General features: G+C 52.6%; 13 protein-coding genes and 1 tRNA gene. 9 read left to right on the top strand and 5 right to left on the bottom strand.

The window, feature by feature from the left end; all coding sequences use genetic code 11:
* The first annotated feature begins 45 nt into the window (after positions 1 to 45).
* Positions 46 to 3,870 (top strand): DUF7133 domain-containing protein, encoded by a 3,825-nt coding sequence (locus CA13_RS17080; protein ID WP_419194479.1) that lies wholly within the window; start codon positions 46 to 48, stop codon positions 3,868 to 3,870.
* 106 nt (positions 3,871 to 3,976) lie between these two features.
* Positions 3,977 to 4,504, top strand: coding sequence for an O-acetyl-ADP-ribose deacetylase (locus CA13_RS17075; RefSeq protein WP_146398616.1), 528 nt, complete (start codon positions 3,977 to 3,979; stop codon positions 4,502 to 4,504).
* A gap of 109 nt (positions 4,505 to 4,613) precedes the next feature.
* Here CA13_RS17075 and CA13_RS17070 read toward each other — a convergent pair.
* A tRNA-Arg gene (locus tag CA13_RS17070) sits at positions 4,614 to 4,687 on the bottom strand.
* A gap of 169 nt (positions 4,688 to 4,856) precedes the next feature.
* Here CA13_RS17070 and CA13_RS17065 point away from each other — a divergent pair.
* The 7 genes from CA13_RS17065 to CA13_RS17035 all read left to right on the top strand — a co-directional run bounded on the left by CA13_RS17065 (position 4,857) and on the right by CA13_RS17035 (position 13,774).
* Positions 4,857 to 6,002, top strand: a complete 1,146-nt coding sequence (locus CA13_RS17065; protein WP_419194478.1) for an MraY family glycosyltransferase — start codon at positions 4,857 to 4,859, stop codon at positions 6,000 to 6,002.
* Positions 5,981 to 8,287 (top strand): O-antigen ligase family protein, encoded by a 2,307-nt coding sequence (locus tag CA13_RS17060; RefSeq protein ID WP_146398614.1) that lies wholly within the window; start codon positions 5,981 to 5,983, stop codon positions 8,285 to 8,287. Before CA13_RS17065 ends, CA13_RS17060 begins: the two co-directional genes overlap by 22 nt.
* A 72-nt stretch (positions 8,288 to 8,359) precedes the next feature.
* Complete coding sequence (locus tag CA13_RS17055; RefSeq protein WP_146398612.1) at positions 8,360 to 9,622, top strand: DUF1573 domain-containing protein; 1,263 nt, start codon at positions 8,360 to 8,362, stop codon at positions 9,620 to 9,622.
* 32 nt (positions 9,623 to 9,654) lie between these two features.
* Entirely contained in the window at positions 9,655 to 11,451 is a 1,797-nt protein-coding gene (locus CA13_RS17050; RefSeq protein WP_146398610.1) for a multiheme c-type cytochrome, read from the top strand.
* An 11-nt stretch (positions 11,452 to 11,462) separates the two neighbouring features.
* Positions 11,463 to 12,122, top strand: a complete 660-nt coding sequence (locus CA13_RS17045) for a toprim domain-containing protein (RefSeq protein WP_146398608.1) — start codon at positions 11,463 to 11,465, stop codon at positions 12,120 to 12,122.
* On the top strand, positions 12,079 to 12,645 hold the full coding sequence (locus tag CA13_RS17040; RefSeq protein WP_146398606.1) for a hypothetical protein: 567 nt from the start codon (positions 12,079 to 12,081) through the stop codon (positions 12,643 to 12,645). Before CA13_RS17045 ends, CA13_RS17040 begins: the two co-directional genes overlap by 44 nt.
* Before the next feature lie 109 nt (positions 12,646 to 12,754).
* A complete protein-coding gene (locus tag CA13_RS17035) occupies positions 12,755 to 13,774 on the top strand; it encodes an archaemetzincin (protein WP_146398605.1) in 1,020 nt (339 codons plus the stop codon).
* Positions 13,775 to 13,835: 61 nt separating this feature from the next.
* Here CA13_RS17035 and CA13_RS17030 read toward each other — a convergent pair whose 3' ends face one another.
* The 4 genes from CA13_RS17030 to CA13_RS17015 all read right to left on the bottom strand — a co-directional run bounded on the left by CA13_RS17030 (position 13,836) and on the right by CA13_RS17015 (position 19,581).
* Positions 13,836 to 15,188: a (Fe-S)-binding protein gene (locus CA13_RS17030; protein WP_146398603.1), complete on the bottom strand. Its 1,353-nt coding sequence runs from the start codon at positions 15,186 to 15,188 to the stop codon at positions 13,836 to 13,838.
* A gap of 87 nt (positions 15,189 to 15,275) precedes the next feature.
* Positions 15,276 to 16,655, bottom strand: coding sequence for an FAD-binding oxidoreductase (locus CA13_RS17025; RefSeq protein ID WP_146398600.1), 1,380 nt, complete (start codon positions 16,653 to 16,655; stop codon positions 15,276 to 15,278).
* A gap of 11 nt (positions 16,656 to 16,666) precedes the next feature.
* On the bottom strand, positions 16,667 to 17,887 hold the full coding sequence (locus CA13_RS17020; RefSeq protein WP_146398598.1) for a type II secretion system F family protein: 1,221 nt from the start codon (positions 17,885 to 17,887) through the stop codon (positions 16,667 to 16,669).
* A gap of 2 nt (positions 17,888 to 17,889) precedes the next feature.
* A complete protein-coding gene (locus CA13_RS17015; protein WP_146398597.1) occupies positions 17,890 to 19,581 on the bottom strand; it encodes a GspE/PulE family protein in 1,692 nt (563 codons plus the stop codon).
* Positions 19,582 to 19,713: the final 132 nt, after the last annotated feature.

The raw sequence follows: 19,713 nt of genomic DNA, 5'->3' as shown, positions 1-19,713 counted from the left end.
ATCGATGAACCCTCTCCGTTCCCCCTGTGAAACGACGAATTTGCCATGGAAGGCTCCACACGATCGCATTTGCGATACCCCTCGTTTTGGCGTTTTGCCTTAATTTTTACGTTCTTTTTGCTCAGTTATCCGTTGTCGACGGCCAAGGCTGACGAGGCACAGTGGATTTGGGCCACCGGCGCATCCCTCGATACGCCGGTCCAAGCGGGCGCGAGTTGCTTTTTCCGAAAAACAATCAATTTGAAGATTCGGGCCGAAGGGCACATCGAAATCGCCGCCGATGACGAATACGAACTGTATGTCAACGGTCGACGGGTGGGGTCAGGAAAATCGTCGCGGCAAATGGATGAATACAACATCACCGATTACCTCGAAGTCGGTCGAAACATCGTTGCGGTTCGCGTTAACAATACACATGGCGACAAATCGGCACTTGCCGCCCGCGTGGCGGTACTGCCCGAAGGCAGCGAGCAGTGGTACACGTTCAGCAGCGACCCATCATGGAAGACCAGTGACGTTGAAGACTCGATGTGGGAAACGACCCTTTACAACGATCACCTATGGGGCGTTGCTTCGTCGTTTGGAAAGCTAGGCGACACAGCGCCTTGGGATCGTGACGAAGATGTCAAAGTGGCTGCACAAACCGAACAACGGGAACGGTTCCAAATTCAACGCGGCTTTGGTGTCCAACGTGTTCTCAAAGACGAACAAATCGGCTCGGTCATCGCAATGACCTTTAACGAGTTCGGCCACATCATCGCTTCACGCGAAAACGGTCCACTGATGCTAGTGTTTGATCGCGATGAAGATGGTGTTCCGGAACAAGTTCGAACTTACTGCGACCAAGTGAAATCATGCCAAGGTATCTTGGCTCTTAACGGTGAAGTCTTCGTTACCGGCGATGGGCCCCAAGGACTCGCCCTGTATCGGCTGACCGATACCGATCGAAACGGGTCTCTCGAAAAAGTCAAAGCGATTGTGAAATTCAAAGGCAAGTCCGGTGAATATGGTCCGCACGGATTGCAACTTGGCCCCGATGGAATGATCTACGTTTCGCTTGGCAACCAAGTCCAGGCAATGGGTAAGACGGGTGCGGGAGAAACCTATCGTGATGCCTACGAAGGCGACCTGCTGCCAAGATACGAAGACCCCTCGGGTCAATCTGCTGGTGTAAAGGCTCCGGGTGGTACGATCATCCGAACCAATATCGACGGCACGGTGATCGAACGAGTTGCCGGTGGCATTCGCAATGCCTACGACTTGTCATTTCATCCATCAGGAAAACTATTTGTTCATGATTCCGACATGGCATCAGACATCGGAACTCCGTGGTATCGCCCAACTGCTCTTTTCGATGTCACTGAAGGTGGCGAATTTGGATGGCGCAGCGGTTGGTCAAAATGGCCCGATCATTACCTGGACCGACTTCCAAACTTGCTCGACACGGGGCGTGGAAGCCCGACGGGTGCGACATGCTACGAACACTACATGTTCCCAGTTCGATACCAAAACACCTTGTTCGTTGCGGATTGGTCGGGCGGACGTATTTTGAATGTTCGCTTGAAAGAACGGGGGGCCGGATTCATTGCGGACAGTGAAGTTTTTCTGAAAGGCCAACCGCTGAATGTCACCGATTTGGAAATCGGTCCTGACGGAGCCCTCTATTTCTGCACAGGCGGACGTGGAACATCGGGTGGCATTTATCGTGTGGTATACAAAGGAGAAATCCCCGATCGGATGAAGAATCTCGGTACTGGAATCGCCGCAGCCGTCCGCCAGCCGCAAATCGGATCGGCTTGGACGCGACAAGAAATCGCTTCGATTAAGCGTGAACTTGGTGACCAGTGGGGCCAATTGATCGCCGGGGTTGCTTATAGCGACGATAACCCACCGCACTACCGAACACGTGCTTTGGATCTGATGGAATTGTTCGGCCCCGTACCAAGTTCGGAACTGCTTCATGAACTTAGCCGAGCCGCCAACGAAGCCGTTCGTGCTCGCGCCGCAACCGCGATTGGATTGCATCCGGATGCGGAAACCACTCAGCGATTAACCGAAATGCTGACCGATCAAAATGCGCAAGTACAACGTGCAGCTTGTGAAGCGATGCTCCGTAGTGGCAAAGTTCCTGAAACGGTCGATCCTGTGTTAGAACTGTTGGCGTCCGATGACCGAACGCTTGCGTTCATTGCTCGCAGAGTACTCGAACGGATGCATTTGCATCTATGGAGAGATGAAGTTTTGTCGAACAGCGACACGCGAATTGCCCTGCAAGGGATGCTCGCGCTGATGAATGCCGATCCCACTCAGGCGAACGCGATTCGAGTGTTAACGCGTGCTAGCGAAATGATGACGGACTTCCTCAGTGACGCTGATTTCGTCGATACCCTACGTGTTTGCCAAATAGCGCTGCATTGTGGCAACGTCGATCCATCGAAACTCACACCGCTACGAGATCAAATTGCCGAAGAGTTCCCTGCGGGCGAAAACCGCATGAATCATGAATTGATCCGTTTGGCCGCTTACTTGAAGGCGAACCAAGTTGCCGATCGAGCACTCGATTTCATCGACTCCGATGCGCCGCTCGCGGATCGATCGTTGGTCGCGATGTGCTTACCACAATTTGACAATGAATGGACTGCTGAACAACGCTTCCGCATCTTGAAGTATTACGAAAACACTGCGACCGGAGCGACCAATAGTGCTTTGTCAATGTATCTCGCGGGTGTCACTCGTGACTTTGCAAAATCGCTTTCCAATGACGACGTTCAAGCGATTTTGGAACAAGGCAATGTTTGGCGCAACGCCGCGCTTGCTGCGATTTACAAATTGCCTCGCCCAATCGATTCCAAGACAACGGATACCTTGATTCAACTTGATCGCAAACTCGTTGCCGATCCACAAGTAGGTGATGTTCAGCGAAGGCTTCGCACCGGTATCACCGCGATGTTGTCCACTTCGACCGAGAAGCATGCCGGGGACTATCTGCGTTCAACATGGCGCAGTGAACCGGAACGTCGTGCGATCATCGCAATGGCATTGGCACAAGCACCGGAAGGCGAAAACTGGGACTACTTAGTTCGTAGCCTCAATATTCTTGAAGGCGAGGCTGCAAGCGAGGTCATCGGGGCGCTTAAGAGCGTTCCGATCGCCACCGATGACCCGATGGCGATCCGCCAACTGATTTTGCTCGGCGTCCGGGCGCAGGCCAGTGGGAAATCCTTTGAAAATGTCGAACAATTGCTTGAGCATTGGACGGGTATGCAGCGACCGAGCGAAGCGAAACTCTCGATGGCGCCTTGGCAAAAATGGTATGCCAAAACTTACCCCGATCGTCCCAATGCGGCGATGCCAAACGCGGATGAGTCGCGATGGGACTTGGACCAAGTCGTCGCTTACTTAGAAAGCGATAAAGGACGTTTGGGTGATCCTGAACTTGGGCACCATGTGTTTGCCAAAGCACGATGTGTTCAATGTCACCAATTTGGAGGAGAAGGCGAATCGATCGGACCTGATTTGACATCGATTTCACGTCGGTTCACCAAACGAGAAATTGTCGAATCTATTCTGTTCCCGGCACACCTCGTGAACGAAAAATTCGCAAGCAAAAAGGTCAAGACGCTTGACGAAAAAACCTATGTTGGCTTGGTTACGACGGAAAGTGACGGAACGGTTTTGATACGAGACAGCAATAACCGAATCGCTCGAGCCGAGGAAAAGCAGGTCGACCAAATTTTGCCTAGTAACGCTAGTATCATGCCGAGCGGTTTACTGGACGAATTAAGCACGCAACAAATTAGCAACTTGATGAGTTACCTAGGAGTTGTCCCGGCTGCGGAAGTGGCAGCACGAGACAGCGATCGCCACTAAGCGATGGGGGGTAGGCGAGCGATCGACGAAGCCAAGCCGGCCATTGTCGAACCGCTCGCCCGAGTGTGCGAATGGCATCCTAAGCGACCTGCTCAGGAAACAAATCATGGCAAGCATCGAAGTCATTCAAGGCGACATCACGACGCTTTCGCTCGATGCGATTGTCAATGCTGCGAATAAATGCATGCTCGGCGGAGGCGGTGTTGACGGAGCGATCCACCGAGCCGCTGGGCCGCAGTTGCTTGAGGCCTGCAGGGCGGTACCGATCGTCAGAGGTGACGTTCGTTGCCCGACGGGTGAATGTCGCATCACGCCCGGTTTCAATTTACCGGCGCGGTATGTCATCCACACGGTGGGCCCAGTATGGGACGGCGGCGGTTATGGCGAACGCGAACAGTTGGCATCGTGTTACCGAAATGCCCTCTCAATCGCAGCGTCACACAAACTCAAAACGATCGCCTTTCCTGCGATCAGTTGTGGTGTTTACGGATTCCCAATCGACGAAGCATCACGCATCTCGATCACAACCATTCGCCATTTTTTTGAAACATCGCCATCAACGGTCCAAACCGTCACGCTGGTTGCATTCAACGACGAACTTTTTCGTCAATGGAAGGAAACGCTCGCCATGTGAGCAGATTGCGCCGTTGCAGCTTCCTTGGCAACCAACGACATCAAAAGCAAACCGTTTATTGATGTTCAAGCCGGCGACGCAAGGCAATGCCTACAATACGAGATGCAAATATCCCGGGCGGGGGTCGAACCCACAACCTCTGGCTTCGGAGGCCAACGCTCTATCCAATTGAGCTACCGGGACGTTTTGTATTGATCTTTACCTTTACTACACATTCTTTCGGTTCATCCTAATACTACCGTTTGTCGCTTGCTAGTGGCGGATGCGTTCGCGACGTTCTCATTGGGAACTTGAAGTGCTATAACAGTGAAGCGTTTGTTGTTTTGATCATGGTTTTTTGGGTGATTGGGCTTTGACGGATCTTACACAGTGGATTGGATGGTTGGTCGCGGTAACCGTTTTGCCACCACTTCTAGTGACACTCGTTTCGCTGTATCCAGTTCGGCGTTTTGCGGATGCGCTCGGTTTGGTTGCTCGTCCCGGTGGTCATAGCACCCATACCAACGTGACTCCGCTTGGGGGTGGAATTGGTATTTGGCTCGGAATCATGTTCACGTTTTTGTCGGCCACGGTGACGCTTTATCTAGTGCGTCAAAACGCAGATTTGCAATCGCATCTGCCCTCTCAATCACTTGTCTACTTGGAAGGTGCATGGTTACGACTTGGACAACTTTGGTCGCTGCTTGGGGCTGCGACGGTGCTAGTGATTCTTGGCGTGACGGATGACCGACGCGGTGGCGTGAATCCGTTTTTTCGATTGGCGGTGGAGTTCGCGGTTGCGGGCTATGTTGTTTACGGTATGGGATTCGGATTGACTGCTTTCATTGGAATCAGTTGGCTGACCGATTTTTTGTCCGTGGTTTGGATTGTCGCCTTGATCAACTCGTTCAATATGCTCGACAACATGGATGGACTCAGTGGTGGTGTCGCTGCGATTATCTCGGCATCGATGGCGATCGTCATGTTGACGACGCCCGATCCGGGGACGAGTCGACCACAAGTGTTTGTCGCAGCGTTGCTGTTGGTCGTTTGCGGAGCTTTGCTGGGGTTCCTTTGGCACAATTTTTCGCCGGCGAAAATCTTCATGGGTGACGGCGGCAGCTACCTGGTCGGGTTTTTGATCGCGGTGGCAATGTTGATGGCAACGTTTGCCAGTAGCGATCATGAACCAAGGCCGCATGCCATGTTGGCTCCATTGTGTGCGATGGCAGTTCCGCTTTACGACATGACAACCGTGTTGTGGATTCGGATTCGACAAGGACGCAGCCCGTTTGTTGGTGACCGTAGTCATTTTTCGCACCGTTTGGTCGAACTCGGTCTGAGTCGGACGCAAGCGGTGTTGACGATATATCTTGTTACCGGAACTTGCGGTCTAGCGTCCGTTTTGCTCACACACGTTGGTATTGTGCAAGCAATCACGGTCATTGGGATTGTGGCTTGTATGCTGCTACTTGTCATTATCTTGGAATCGACCCAGTGGCAAAATACGCAAGAGTAGGCATACACGTCGTTGCAGCTGCGCTATCGGGGTTGTTGGTCTACGCTCAATACCACCCGAGCGATAGTGTCGCGGTTGAAAACGGCGATGCGCTTTGGATGGTCGTCTTCTCGTTCGGTTTGCTCGGCGTTTGGCTTGCCAGTGGCTTGTTGGAATCGTGGTTCTCACCGTCGGATTCTTCACGGACTTTTGAAACGAGCTTCGCGAAGACTTGGGTCAGTCTCTCGCTTGATTGGGGGCCTTGGATTCTTGGTGGCTGGATGATGATCGCTGCTTTCGGTTCATGCCCACCCGGTAACCTTCGGCAAAGTACCAACGAAGCTTGGTTTTGGTTGATGGCTGCCGCAGTCGTGTTTGTCTTGCGTCGTTTGTTTCGTAGTGTTGCCGCCCGTCGTGCGATTTTATGCTTGGTGTTTGGGTGTGCGGTTGCTCAATCGGTGCATGGATTGCATCAGCAAATCATCAGTTTGCCTCAAACACGTATGAAATATGAAGCCGACCCAGAAGGGACTTTGGCGAGCGTAGGGATTGTGGCACCGGAAGGTTCGGCGGAACGAAACGTGTTCGAAAACCGCCTTTACGACGGTGGCCCCACAGGCACCTTTGCACTAGCGAACTCGTTAGCGGCCGTGTTAATCGTGGGCGTGGTGATGGGATTGAGTGTCGTATGGCTGCGAATGCGGTCGATGAAATGGCCTGATCGAATCGCGTGGACCGTCGTGATTGCGGTGCTGCTTGCCGCATTGGTAGCGACACGCAGTCGATCGGCTTTGATTGCGGTGATGGTTGGCGCTACCGTTGTGTTCGCTGGTTCCATCGAGTCAAAAAATCGCAAAGTAATCGGATGGATAGGCGGTGGCGCGTTGATGGCGGGATTGGTCGTTGCATCGGTGATCGCCGTCTTTGGGCGTCGTGAATGGATCGAGCAAGCTCCGGCGTCATTGGCGTTTCGTTTTCAGTATTGGCGATCCACGTTACGGATGCTTTTCGAGTACCCGTTGTTTGGCGCAGGACCAGGGAACTTTCAATCAATTTACGAACGGTTTCGAGAACCCAGTGCGAGCGAGAATATTGCGGATCCGCATCACTTCTTTTTTGAAACGATTGGCAGTGGTGGATGGATCGCGGGAGGATTGCTCGTTCTGCTGATTGTGGCCGCCTGTGTTCACTTTGTGAAACGACTTCGTCAAGATGGACCCGACTGTAATAGTGGTTCCATTGTTCGAGATGAAACAAACCTTGATCAAAGCATCGAGCGATCCGTGTGGATTGGCGCGGGCATTGGTTTGGCGTTGGTTTGGTTGGTTGGAATCGTTACGCTTCAGATCCCCGATTTGGATGCGCACACGTTTGCAATTCCTGCAGCGCTTGCGTCGATTGTATTGGCGACACCTTCGCTGCGTTTGTTTTCGGAGCGCGATATCGATGTTCTTGTAAGTTCGGTTTTGGTGGCGGTGATGGTTCATTTATCGATCGCCAGTGGATGGACAATTCCGGGGGTCGCGATCTTGATTTGGATTTTTGCTGCGATCGCGACGTCTACCTCATTGCAAGTTGCAAGTCAGAGTAGCGGAACAATGCCTAAGCTGAGTCGCGTGAGGTTTGCGATGTTGATGGCGGCTCTGGTGGGCATCGTGCTGGTATGGAGCATGTCGTTGGGGCCGGTACGCCGCGAGACGATGGCGCTCAATGCGGTTCGATTGGAGGCCGAACGCGGTCGATTCCATCAAGCGGATCGATTTCTTCGCGAAGCAACCAATGTTGATCCCTGGTCGGACAAAGCAATCCGATGGCAAGCGGACCTGTATCACTGGGAACTGGTGCGACGTCCAGCGGAGGATACGCCCGGTGGCGATCGTTCGCTCCGAACCGATTGGCAGTCGTTCGTCGAGCAAGCCAAAACGCGTTCGGGCGAGAATCCGGCGACCTACCGAGAATTGGGGACAGCTCAATTGCACGTCTATCAACGTTTCGGTGACCGCGACGATTTGCTCGCTGCGATGGAAACCATCAAGCAAGCGGCACAGTGGAGCCCGTCGGATGAATGGATTGCGGCACAGTTAGCCGAAATTGCACGAGAGGCGGGCGACGAGATGCTGTCGCAAAAAATGGCCCAACGAGCCGAGTGGCTCTCGAATCTGGGCAATAATACCGAGCGACTGCTCGACCGCCAATTGATCCTGGTGGCAAAACGGGTTGGGCCCCCGGCGACCAACTCGATCCGTCAAATCCCGGCAAGCGAGCTACTCGCGAACCAACTGTCCCGAGCCCCCGTAGCGAAATAGACGCGGATTGTCTGTTTCTCCGTTGCTCATTTTTCGAATACCTCAAAAAACTCGTTTGGTTGGGCCTGTATCGTGAATCGTTTCTTCTTGCTATTGGGTTTGGTCGCTGCGGCTGGTTCGGCGATCGGTTGGGGAATTAACTACTCTAAATTTGGGCATCGGACCGGATATCTTGGGGAAATGGAGTACCAAGGAACGGTCACAGCCGAGAATTATGCGGAACATCTCGATTCGATGGTTCAGACCGAAAACCCAAAGATTTACTTGCCCGACGGGGACGAGTTTAACTTTGGCGCTATGCCGCCTGACGCGAAGGGAAAGCACTCGTTTGTCATTAAGAATATCGGCCAAGGGGACTTGGAACTCCGTTTGGGTGCGACAACGTGCAAGTGTACGCTTGGATCATTGAAAACCGATGTCCTTAAACCGGGTGAGGAAACAGAGGTGCTGCTGGAATGGACCGTCAAAACCAACGATAAATTCTTTGGCCAATCGGCCCAAATTCTGACAAACGATCCGCTGCAATACGCCATCGATTTGAAGGTGACCGGGCGTGTGGTTCGCGAAATGGAAATGGTTCCGGATGCAATTACATTTGGCGAAGTCGCTGCGGGAGAAGAAATTAGGCTGTTTGCACGCGTTTACAGCTACTTGAGGCCTTCAATCAAAGACCCTCAATTCACGTTCACCAGCGACGAACTTAATGCATTGGCCGACATTCACATTGAACCATTCGAGCCATCGGAGAGCGATGAAATCAACCAACAAGCGGTTCAGGGATTTGGTATCCGAGTGGTTATTCGACCAGGGTTGAAGCAGGGTCCGATCTCACAGAATGCGATATTTAGCTTCGTACATGAGGAAGATGAAGACGGTACCGATGGAGATGTCGGGGAGGAAGAAGAGGAACTGCGGCGAAAGCAATTCGTTGCTCCGTTGACCGGAAAAGTGGTCGGGGCGATTAGCATGATCCCCAATCCTCGATTGAAGGGTATCGAAGGGGGCAATTATATATATGACTTTGGGCAAGTTGGTAGTGATGGGCCATTTAAGGCCAAAACCTTTGTTGTGTTAAAGGGGGAAGATCGCAACAATGAAAAGTTAAGTGTTGAAAGCGTCATTCCCGAAAATGTTGTTAAAGCAACCTTCGGGGAACCGATCAAAAAAGCATCAATGACGCTGTTCCCTCTGGAAATTGAACTGGTTCCTGGACCGGAACCGATCCAGCGGCTGGGGCGTGGGACAGATGATTACGGAAAAATACGGATTCTCTGCCACGGTTCTGAGGGTGGAAAACTGACGGTTGGCGTCAAGTTTTCGCTGGACCCGATTTAGTCACTTCGTTTTTTCACGGATAGTAGGATCGAATGAGAAACCAAGCCAAATTGCCTGCCCCTCACGATCCGTCAAGTTCAACAACCTCGGCTTTGCGGATCGCAGCTCGGTTGGCATGCGTTTTTGCGGTCGTAATGATTCTTTTGGCATTTCGAAGCGTACCGAGCGGGGCACAGGAATCGGACGACCAGGCCGTTGAACAGCCGCAGCTTGAAACGGTTCCGACGGAGATCGCGGGACCACCGCTTCAAGTCGAAATTATCCCTACGCCTGTCGGGGTGCTTGAATCCGGGATGCCCTCGACTCCTGCGACCGAGCAGCCCCCGGTCGAGGACACCGCACCTGCGATCAACCCCGAGGTTGCAAACTCACCGGCAGAAAATTCGATTGCAGCAAATCCGACAGCAGCCACTTCGATTCCCACTGCACCGGTCGACGCGACTGGGCCTGAAGACTACCGAGACTGGGATACGCCGAACTTAACACTCCTGATTACCGGTAACCAACATGGTTATATTGAACCCTGTGGATGCACAGGTTTGGACAATCAAAAAGGTGGCGTTGCCCGGCGATATACCTTCTTCGAGAATTTACGCAGCAACGGCTGGGAGGTGGCGCCGATTGACGCTGGTAATCAAGTTCGCCGGTTCGGTCGTCAAGCCGAGATTAAATTCCAACGCACGGCTGAAGCCCTCAAGCAGATGAAATACGATGCGGTCGGCTTTGGCCCAGAAGACGTCCGATTGGGTGTTGGCGAATTGATTTCCGTCGCAGCAAGTGAATCGGCCGACGAGGCATTGTACGTGTCTGCGAACGTCGTGTTGATCGACCCTTCGCTGATGCCTCAACACAAACTGGTGGACCGAGGCGGCGTGAAGGTTGGTATGACAACCATTCTTGATCCCGAAATGCTCGATGCACCGCTTGGCGATGAAATTGTGGTCGAGCCGATCGTCGCAGCGACCGCGAAAGCCGCTAAGGAACTTGACGCCCAATCCGCAGAATTCAAAATCTTGACGTTCTTTGGAACCGAGGATGCCGCTGAAAAGTTAGTCCAACAGGCACCCGGTTTTGATGTGATCGTCGTCGCGGGGGGGTACGGTGAACCAACCTATCAAATGCAAGCGATCGAAGGAAGCAAGACGCGAATGGTCGTGACTGGCAACAAGGCAATGTATGTCGGCATGATCGGGTTGTACAAAGACTCGCCGGCGAAGTATTGCCGCTTGCCGATGACTCACGAAATCGAAGATGCACCCGAGATGCGAAAATTGATGGCGGACTACCAATATCAACTTCGCGATCTTGGATTGGATGCGTTAGGACTGCGCCCGATTCCGCCTCCATCGGGACGAACCTATATCGGCACCGACACGTGTGGAAAATGTCATACAACCGCTTATGACATTTGGGAAAACTCGCCTCACGAACACGCCACCGAATCGCTTGTTCATCCCGGTGAACGAGGTGACGTGCCGCGCCATTTTGATCCCGAATGCATCAGTTGTCATGTGACCGGTTGGAACCCACAAGGATTCTATCCCTACGTGTCAGGTTACCTTTCGCTCGAAGGAACGCCTCTATTGACTAAAAGTGGGTGCGAAAATTGTCATGGCCCTGGCGCCGAACATGCTGCGGCCGAAGAAGCAGGGTCGACCGTGAGTGAAGACAAACGACTCGATCTACGTGATGGGATGCGTTTGACGTACGAAGACGCCCGCGAGAAATGTATGGAATGTCACGACTTGGATAACAGCCCCGCCTTCCACGAAGAAGATGCCTTCGAAGACGAGTATTGGCCACAAGTCGAACACTATGGTATGGACTAAGCCCGCCTGTGATGTTTCGCTCTCAACCGGTCAAGCTTCACGATTGCCAGATGCATGGCAGCGGATCGGGAGCGGAGTTGTTTGTCGTTGAAGGAGATTCGGCGTCGCTGTCTGTCGCGCGGGCTCGCGACGCGTCTTTTCAAGCGGTTTTGCCGATGCAAGGCAAACCGCTCAATACGATAAAGGCCAGCAAACGGTCGATGCTCGGCAACGAATGGTTTGCTGCGTTCATTGATTCGCTTGGGTCGGAATTTGGCGAGTATTTTCATCTCGAGTCCGTTCGTTATGACCGTATCGTCTTGTTGTTTGATCCCGATGCCGACGGGATTCACTGCGGCGCGCTGATGATGATGTTTCTTTATCGATGGATGCGACCGTTGCTCGACAGTGGCCGTGTCGGTGTGGTACGAGCACCGATGTTTGAAATCACCGCAAAGCGGTACACCGATTCGATCCTTGCGTACAGCGAGGAACATTACCGAAAACTTCGAGAAGAACTCGATCGCCAAAGTATCGAGGGCGTGAAGGCCAATCGGTTTCGCGGATTAGCGAGTCTCAACGAAGAAACATTGGTCAAGACGTGCATCGATCCAAACACAAGAGCCTTCACCGCGATCGATTCTTCCGATGCCGAAACGGCGATTCGAATCTTCAGCGGGAACGCGTCGTGATTTGACACCTGCCCAAAAGTGGCCCCACGTCACGCTTCCGACCAGCCCATTTGTTGAATTGGGTTTTCCCGTTGGTACAATCTTCTGGTATGCCACGTTATTTCGTTTCGCTTACAAACGGCGTCGGCAAAACCTGTTGTTGGCCACTGCGAGCAATGAATTGAAATTGCCAAAGCGTAACTCGTTCATCGCTGGTTTTGCATGTGCGTTCTTTGCAATGGCCACGTATTATGTTTGGAACCCCTCCGATGTGCTCGGAGGGGTTCACGCGGAATCCCCCAATGGGCTTTATCACTGTTGGGTCATGGCACCGTTGTCGCCTGCGTTTGGAGGAGCATACGAAATTACCGTCATTCAGACAAAGGCATCTACTGTGGTTCGACGCGCAGAAGTCTCAATGCTGCCAACGGAACAAACCGTTTCGCTTCGCGGCGGTGGCGGGGCCGTTGTTTGGGACCCCGGCAACGCATTTGTCGATATACATACATCAGGGAAAATATTGATTCGCATTTGGGTACCATAGCGGGCTGCCAATATGTTTTTTTTTGCGTCGTTCGGAGCAATGTTCGGTAAGCCATTTGTTTGACGGTTCACTCGATCTTTACTACTTATCACTAGTAGGATTTCGTACTATGCGTGTCGATTCTTTGTTCGCGTTCATGGCATTGAGCCATCGCTCCGGTTTCTGTGTGTGTGTCATCGCCGCTGCCTTTTATGCGATGCTACCAACCTGTGTTTCGAGTGCGGATGTTTCAACGTTGGCACCCCCTGTCGTGAAGACCTTTCGCGTTCCTGGCGGGCAAAGCATGCAGCGACGACCGGGCGATTCACGTCAAATGTTGGCCACGATCGACAAACTCGAGTTTCTACATAAGAAGCTTGAATCGCCAAAACCGGGTGACTGGCTTGATCAGCATGATGAGTCCGGACAGACATTTCGACAGTACCTTAAGGCTCGCCCCGCTACGCCGACTGGACGTCGGAGTGTTATCTACGTTCAACCGCTGGGCAAGTTCACGGAAAAGCAGCGTCAAATCGTTGAGCTTTCGGCCGAGTATCTTGCAATCTATATGAATCGAACCGTCAGGATTCTTGGTGATTTGCCACTTTCGGTCATTCCTGACAACGCCCGACGAGTGCATCCCGAGTGGAGGATGCCACAAATCCTGACGACCTATGTGTTAGATGATATTCTCAAGCCCCGTCTGCCGGATGATGCAGCGGCAACCATTGCATTCACGGCAATGGATTTATGGCCGGGGCGCGGATGGAATTTCGTTTTTGGACAAGCATCCTTGCGCGATCGCGTTGGCGTGTGGTCGATCCATCGCAACGGCGATCCAGCGGGCGATGATGAAGCGTTTCTTCTCTGTTTACGCCGCACGTTGAAAACAGCCACACATGAAACTGGCCACATGTTCTCGATGCTGCACTGCACTGCCTACCAGTGCAATATGTGTGGCTCGAACCACCGAGATGAATCGGATCGCCACCCGTTGTATCTATGTCCCGAGTGTCATGCGAAACTGTGTTTTGCGACGGCGGTTTCTCCTATTGCACGCTACCGTCGGCTCGCCGAGTTTTGTGAGAAGCACGGGTTAAAAGCGGAGCATTCCTATTTCAAGAAAGGTCAAGTCGCCTTGAGTGAGTAACGACCGACATCGAGCATTTGCAGATCCTGCTAGTACAGTCTTCCATTATGCATTTGTCCGTTTAGATCTCGCTACGCTCTTGCCCCCTTTTGGCTTCCTCGCGGTAGGCGTTGGCCAAAAGGAGGATCGGGTGAGTGACCGTTGGTGTCGCGATTGGAGGGTTTGTTGGGACCGATTCCTTTAGACCGTTGACGAGTTGCAGATGGCAACCAGGGTTCGCGGTGGCGACGATTTGGGCATCGGTGGCGAGGATATTCGCGATTTTGCGTCTTTGTAGACGATTGGCCGTATCGGGCTGGGTGATATTGTAGATGCCTGCACTGCCACAGCACCATTGTGCCTCCTCGCACTCTACTAATTTCGCCCCTGGTATGGCACGCAAAATCGCACGTGGTTGTGCGCTCACTTGTTGGCCATGACAAAGGTGGCAACTTTCATGGTAAGCAACCGTTGTTTTCGCTTGCGTGCATGTCGGTTTGCGAAAATCAATCTCAACGAGGTACTCGTGAATGTCCTTTAGTTTTGCGTCCCAGCGAGCAGCAAGTTCCGCGTATTTCGGATCATCCTTTAGCAAGTGACCGTAAGATTTCAGGTGAGATCCGCAGCCACCCGCGTTGCTGATGATTGCGTCGTAGTCGTCTGGATTGAAAAGGTCCAATTGGCGACGAGCTAGTTTGCGAGCTGAATCAAGATCGCCGTTATGTGCATGAAGTGAACCGCAACAGGGTTGCACCGTTGGCGTATGGACTTTGCAGTCATTGGCTAGCAGAACATCAACCGTTGCGCGGTTAACATCGGAAAAGGCGATGTCCTGTATGCAACCGGTCAATACCGCGACATGGCGCACCGGTTTCGCAGTCGACTCGGCCGGTGCAATGAGTTGGTGCGAAAACCGCTTTTTCACGGTGGGGGATTGTGGTTCGAGTCGCCGAAGGTTCTTTGGCAACAAACGCATCACGCCACTTCGACGAGCCAGACCTTGTAGACCACTGGATTGCCATACCCAAAGCATGCGTCCAACCAATCGCAGCAGTCGTGGACGAGTAAATAGCACTCGCAGGATTGACCATCGTAGGAAATCTCGCTTGGGATGATCCATCACACTTTGACGTTCGATCTCTGCCCGAGCGGTCTCAAACAGGCTCGGATAGTTCACGCCTGCGGGGCATGCCGATACGCATGCCAAACATCCAAGGCAGTAGTACATTTCGTCACCGAACGCCTTGGTCAGTTCAAGTTCATCGTCAGCGATTGCACGCATCAATGCGATTCGTCCACGCGGGCTATGACGTTCAAGTTTCGTTTCGTCATAGGTCGGGCACGTCGGCAAGCACATGCCACAGTGCATACATTGTTGTAGCACCGAGTAGTCGAGTTCTTTGAGGAGGTTGTCGCTCTTATTGGTCATGGGCATAGAATGGGAGGTGTTGGCAGTTTGGCAATGCGTGCTGCAGCAACCAGGAACCCTACCGCAGCAATCGAGAGGTTAAACTCCAACTTGCTAATCGAATATCTTGCCGGGATTCAGTAGCCCTTGGGGATCAATCGCCCGTTTGACCAGGCGAAGTAGATCATAGGAATTGTCGCCGAGTTGGTGTTGCAAGAACGGTTTTTTCGCAAGGCCAACGCCGTGTTCGCCAGTGATCGTGCCGCCGCGATCGAGTGTCTCTTGGACGATATCCACAATCGCCGCCTCGACGCGATGCATTTCTTCGCTGTCGAGCTCATCGGTCAGAATTGTAGGATGTAAATTACCGTCGCCGAAATGGCCAAAGGTGGCGATATTCAGATTGTGCTTCTTTGCAATCTGTTCCACCGCTCGAATCATTCCCACTAGTTCACTTCGTGGTACGGTCACATCTTCAAGTATCGTCGTGGGCCGGATTCGAGCAAGTGCACTAAAGGCACTGCGTCGGGCGGTAGCTAGTTGGACGGCTTCGTCTGCATCAGCGGCAAGCCGGACCGAGGATGCATCATGAATCCAACACAATTCTTCGATTTTCGAAGCGTCTTCGTCAACAGCGGCGGCATGTCCATCTGCTTCGATCAACAGGACCGCAGCGGCATCACGAGGCAAACCCACATTCGCATAATCCTCGACGCAGCGAAGTGTTTTTTGGTCCAAAAACTCAAGCGTGCAGGGGATGATTTTCGCCGCGATGATCGCTGAAACCGCCGCTGCAGCCGCATCCATTGCCGTAAATGTGGCCAACAATGTTTGCCTAGCAGCCGGTTTGGGCAACAGTTTCAGAATGACTTGCGTGACGACGCCAAGTGTCCCTTCGCTGCCGATAAACAAATCACGTAAGTTATAACCCGCGACATCTTTGACACATTTCGAACCAAGCCGACAGATCGATCCGTCAGCGAGCACCACTTCGAGCCCCATCACATAATCGCGAGTGACACCGTATTTGAGACCACGCAGACCACCGGAATTTTCAGCGACGTTACCTCCAATCGTACTGATCTTCATCGACCCTGGATCAGGCGGGTAGAACAGACCGACCGCATCGGCTGCTGCATAGACTTTTTGCGTTATCACGCCCGCTTCGGCTCGCAATGTCAAATTTGCTGTGTCGACCTCGATGATGCGATCCATTTTGGCTAGGCACAGTACAAGCGAGCCAGCGATCGGTACGCTTCCGCCCGAAAGTCCTGTGCCGCTTCCGCGCGTAACGACGGGCAGCTTCTGCTCGCTGGCAAGCTTGATCGCGACCGCAACGTCCTTTGCGTCGCGAGGGAAACAGACGCAGGCAGGAAGTTGTTTGAGAGTCGCGGTGCCGTCGAACCCGTATGGCAGAATGTCTTCTTTTTCGGTTAGCACGCGATCAGCACCAAGGTGGTGGATCAGCATGTTAACGACCGAAGCGACATCCATGCGAGGCGACCCTACAAGGTGGTGCTACTCTTGAGCACAGGAATCAAAAGTGCCATTACAACGGCGAGAACCAAGATCGCCATGATCAAAAGCATAATTGGTTCGAGCAATCGTACGAAGAGGTCAAGCCGCCGAAAGGTTCGTTTTTCCAATGAGTCAGCGATCTCCGGAAGGACGCGGTCGAGCGAATTGCTTTCTTCGCCGACGCTGATCATCTCGGTCACGCTGACTGGCAAATAACCTGACTGGCGCAGCGGCATCGCCAAACTTTCACCACTGCGAATGTTTTCGGTTGCATCGGCAATCGAACGGCTAAGCAAACGGTTGCCTGTGGCGCTGCGGCTAATTTCCAGCGATTTGATGATTGGGACACCATTTCCCAGCAGCGTTCCAAGGACTCGGCAGAATCGGGCAACCGCCAAATTCATCAAAATGTTTCCAAGGACGGGAATCTTCAATTTGATTCGATCAGCCCATTCTTTGCCCGCTTCGCTACTAAGTTTCACCTTCATCGCAATCACGGCAGCCAGAATTGCAACTAAAACAATCCAGCCGTAATTCTGTAAGAATCCGCTAAACGCCAATAGCCATTCGGTGACCGCCGGCATCTCACCTTTCTTTCGAAGGCGTTCAAACAACATTTCAAATTTCGGCACGAAGAACACCAACAGAACTGTCACGACGACCGTTCCCACGCAGAACAGGAACACGGGATAGGCCATCGCACTAACGGTGCGTCCCTTTAAGTCTTCCTGCAACTCCGTGAACGTACCAACGCGGTCCAATGCGTCTTCAAGAAATCCACCTTCGCTACCAGCTCGAACCATATTCACGCTCATCTCGCTGAATACGCCTGGATATCTAGCGAAAGCTTGGCCAAGTGGTTCGCCGTCTTCCACACGTGCCCGCACATCGGCGACGACTTCCTTTAGCACTTTGTCGGACGTTTGCGAACTAAGCACATTGAGCGAGCGGATCATCGGCACACCACTGCGCAGTAGTGATGCTAATTGGCCATAGAAAATCGACATCGTTTGGCCATTGACCGTTTTGCGTCGACCAAGCATTGACGAAAATGAACGCGTGTCGTTTTGCGCAAGATCTGCGACGTGAACGGGAAATAGCGATTTTTCCGACAATATCGCTGTCACTTCTCGCGGACCATTCGCTTCGATGGTTCCGGTTACTTGCTTGCCCGTCATATCGCGGGCGGTGTAAGCAAACGTCGGCATGATCAAACCGCCTCGCCACGAGTGACGCGGAGGACTTCATCGACGCTCGTTTGTCCTGCGATGACTTTATCCCATGCGTCCATTCGCAATGTCCGCATGCCATGTTTGATTGCTTCGCGGCGAATATCCCAACTGCTTGCACGTTCTTGTGCCAATTGGCGAATCGCCTCGTTCGTTACTAGTAACTCGTAAATACCCATTCGCCCACTATAGCCGACATGGCGGCATTCGCGACAACCGACGCTCTTGTATAAAGTCGATTGACCGGCACGATCCCAGGGGAAATCGCTTGGCAATTCATCTTTGCTCGGTTTGTATGCTTGTTTGCAGTGATTACACAGTCGCCGGACTAGACGTTGGGCAAGCACGGCTTCGACGGTTCCGGCGACCAAAAAGGGTTCAACCCCCATGTCACCCATTCGCGTAAACGCGCCCGCCGCATCATTGGTATGGAGCGTGCTAAAAACCAAGTGACCGGTCAGGGACGCTTGGATCGCATTTTCGGCTGTTTCGAGGTCGCGAATTTCTCCGACCAGAACCACATCAGGGTCATGCCGCAAAATACTTCTCAGCGATGCCGCGAACGTCAAACCAATCTTGGGATGCACTTGGATTTGGTTGATCCCATTGAGTTGGTACTCGACAGGGTCTTCGGTGGTGATGATCTTGGTTTCAGGGCTGCGGATTTGGATCAAACTGCTATAAAGCGTCGTCGTTTTACCGGAACCCGTCGGGCCAGTTACCAATACAATGCCGTGCGGATAAGTAATGATCTCGCTAAATGTTTCATAGACTTCTTCATTCATCCCCAGGCTTTTTAACTCGAAAACCATCGAGGATTTGTCGAGGATACGCATGACCAATCCTTCGCCATGGATCATCGGAATCACGCTTAAGCGAATATCCACTTCGCGACCATGGACTCGCAACTTGATTCGTCCATCTTGCGGCAACCGCTTTTCAGCAATATTCAGCCGAGCCAAAATTTTTAAGCGGCTAATGATTGCAGCTTGAAATCGATTGATCTCTGGTGGAACCGGTTGAGGATGTAAGATGCCGTCGATGCGGTAACGGATCTGTAGGCCTTCGGATTGCGATTCAATGTGAACGTCACTTGCTCGGGTCTCAATTGCTTCGAGCAAAATTTCATTCACCAGCCGAACAACCGAAGCCTCCTGGGCCATTTCGCTCAGTTCGCTGCCATCGGTTTCGATTTGGTCAAGCAATTCGACTTCTTCGTCACCTTTGGCGGCCATCAGGCCTTCGACCGTTTCGCTGCCGACGCCGAGGTGCTGTTTCACCAACCGAGCGATTTCCGCTCGCTCGGCGACGACCGGTATGATGCTTTTGCCTGTCGCAGCGCTTGCTTCGTCGAGCGGATATAAATCGAGGGGATCGGAAGTGGCAACAATAATGGCGCCCTCTTCGAGCCCAATCGGAAACAGCGATTGGCGGTAGATCAGTTTTTGGGGAAAGCCCTCGAGTGCCTTTAGGTCAACATCCGTTTCACGCAAATCGACATAGTCGAGTCCCACTTCTTCAGCCAACGCTTGTAACGCATCACGTTCTTCAACGTAGCCAAGCGAGATGGCTGCTTGGACGATGTTGGGGGAATTGTTTTTTCGGCTCAACTCGAGTTGTTCGCTGCTAAGAAGCCCACGACGTTTTAAAATTTCACCCGCATGCATAATCATTTCTAGCTTTCGTAATCGTTACCCGTCCATTTCCGTTCCTGCCGGAACCTTCGTTAGTCGCTTCTCGCCGACGTTCATTATCGGGGGACTTTGGGTTTTGTGCGACTTTTTTTTCTCCAAGCGTAAACCCGC

This window comes from Novipirellula herctigrandis, assembly GCA_007859835.1.
Lineage (GTDB): Bacteria > Planctomycetota > Planctomycetia > Pirellulales > Pirellulaceae > Novipirellula_A > Novipirellula_A herctigrandis.
Note: the sequence above shows the minus strand (reverse complement) of the source record. Positions and strands in the feature narration are given on the sequence as shown.

Excerpts from the sequence above, each read along its gene's own strand:
- CA13_RS17045 (WP_146398608.1), top strand. The coding sequence starts at position 11,463 with ATGTTTCGCTCTCAACCGGTCAAGCTTCACGATTGCCAGATGCATGGC.
- CA13_RS17080 (WP_419194479.1), top strand. The coding sequence starts at position 46 with ATGGAAGGCTCCACACGATCGCATTTGCGATACCCCTCGTTTTGGCGT.
- CA13_RS17035 (WP_146398605.1), top strand. The coding sequence starts at position 12,755 with ATGCGTGTCGATTCTTTGTTCGCGTTCATGGCATTGAGCCATCGCTCC.
- CA13_RS17020 (WP_146398598.1), bottom strand. The coding sequence starts at position 17,887 with ATGCCGACGTTTGCTTACACCGCCCGCGATATGACGGGCAAGCAAGTA.
- CA13_RS17050 (WP_146398610.1), top strand. The coding sequence starts at position 9,655 with ATGAGAAACCAAGCCAAATTGCCTGCCCCTCACGATCCGTCAAGTTCA.
- CA13_RS17075 (WP_146398616.1), top strand. The coding sequence starts at position 3,977 with ATGGCAAGCATCGAAGTCATTCAAGGCGACATCACGACGCTTTCGCTC.
- CA13_RS17030 (WP_146398603.1), bottom strand. The coding sequence starts at position 15,188 with ATGCCCATGACCAATAAGAGCGACAACCTCCTCAAAGAACTCGACTAC.
- CA13_RS17040 (WP_146398606.1), top strand. The coding sequence starts at position 12,079 with ATGCCGAAACGGCGATTCGAATCTTCAGCGGGAACGCGTCGTGATTTG.
- CA13_RS17025 (WP_146398600.1), bottom strand. The coding sequence starts at position 16,655 with ATGGATGTCGCTTCGGTCGTTAACATGCTGATCCACCACCTTGGTGCT.
- CA13_RS17015 (WP_146398597.1), bottom strand. The coding sequence starts at position 19,581 with ATGATTATGCATGCGGGTGAAATTTTAAAACGTCGTGGGCTTCTTAGC.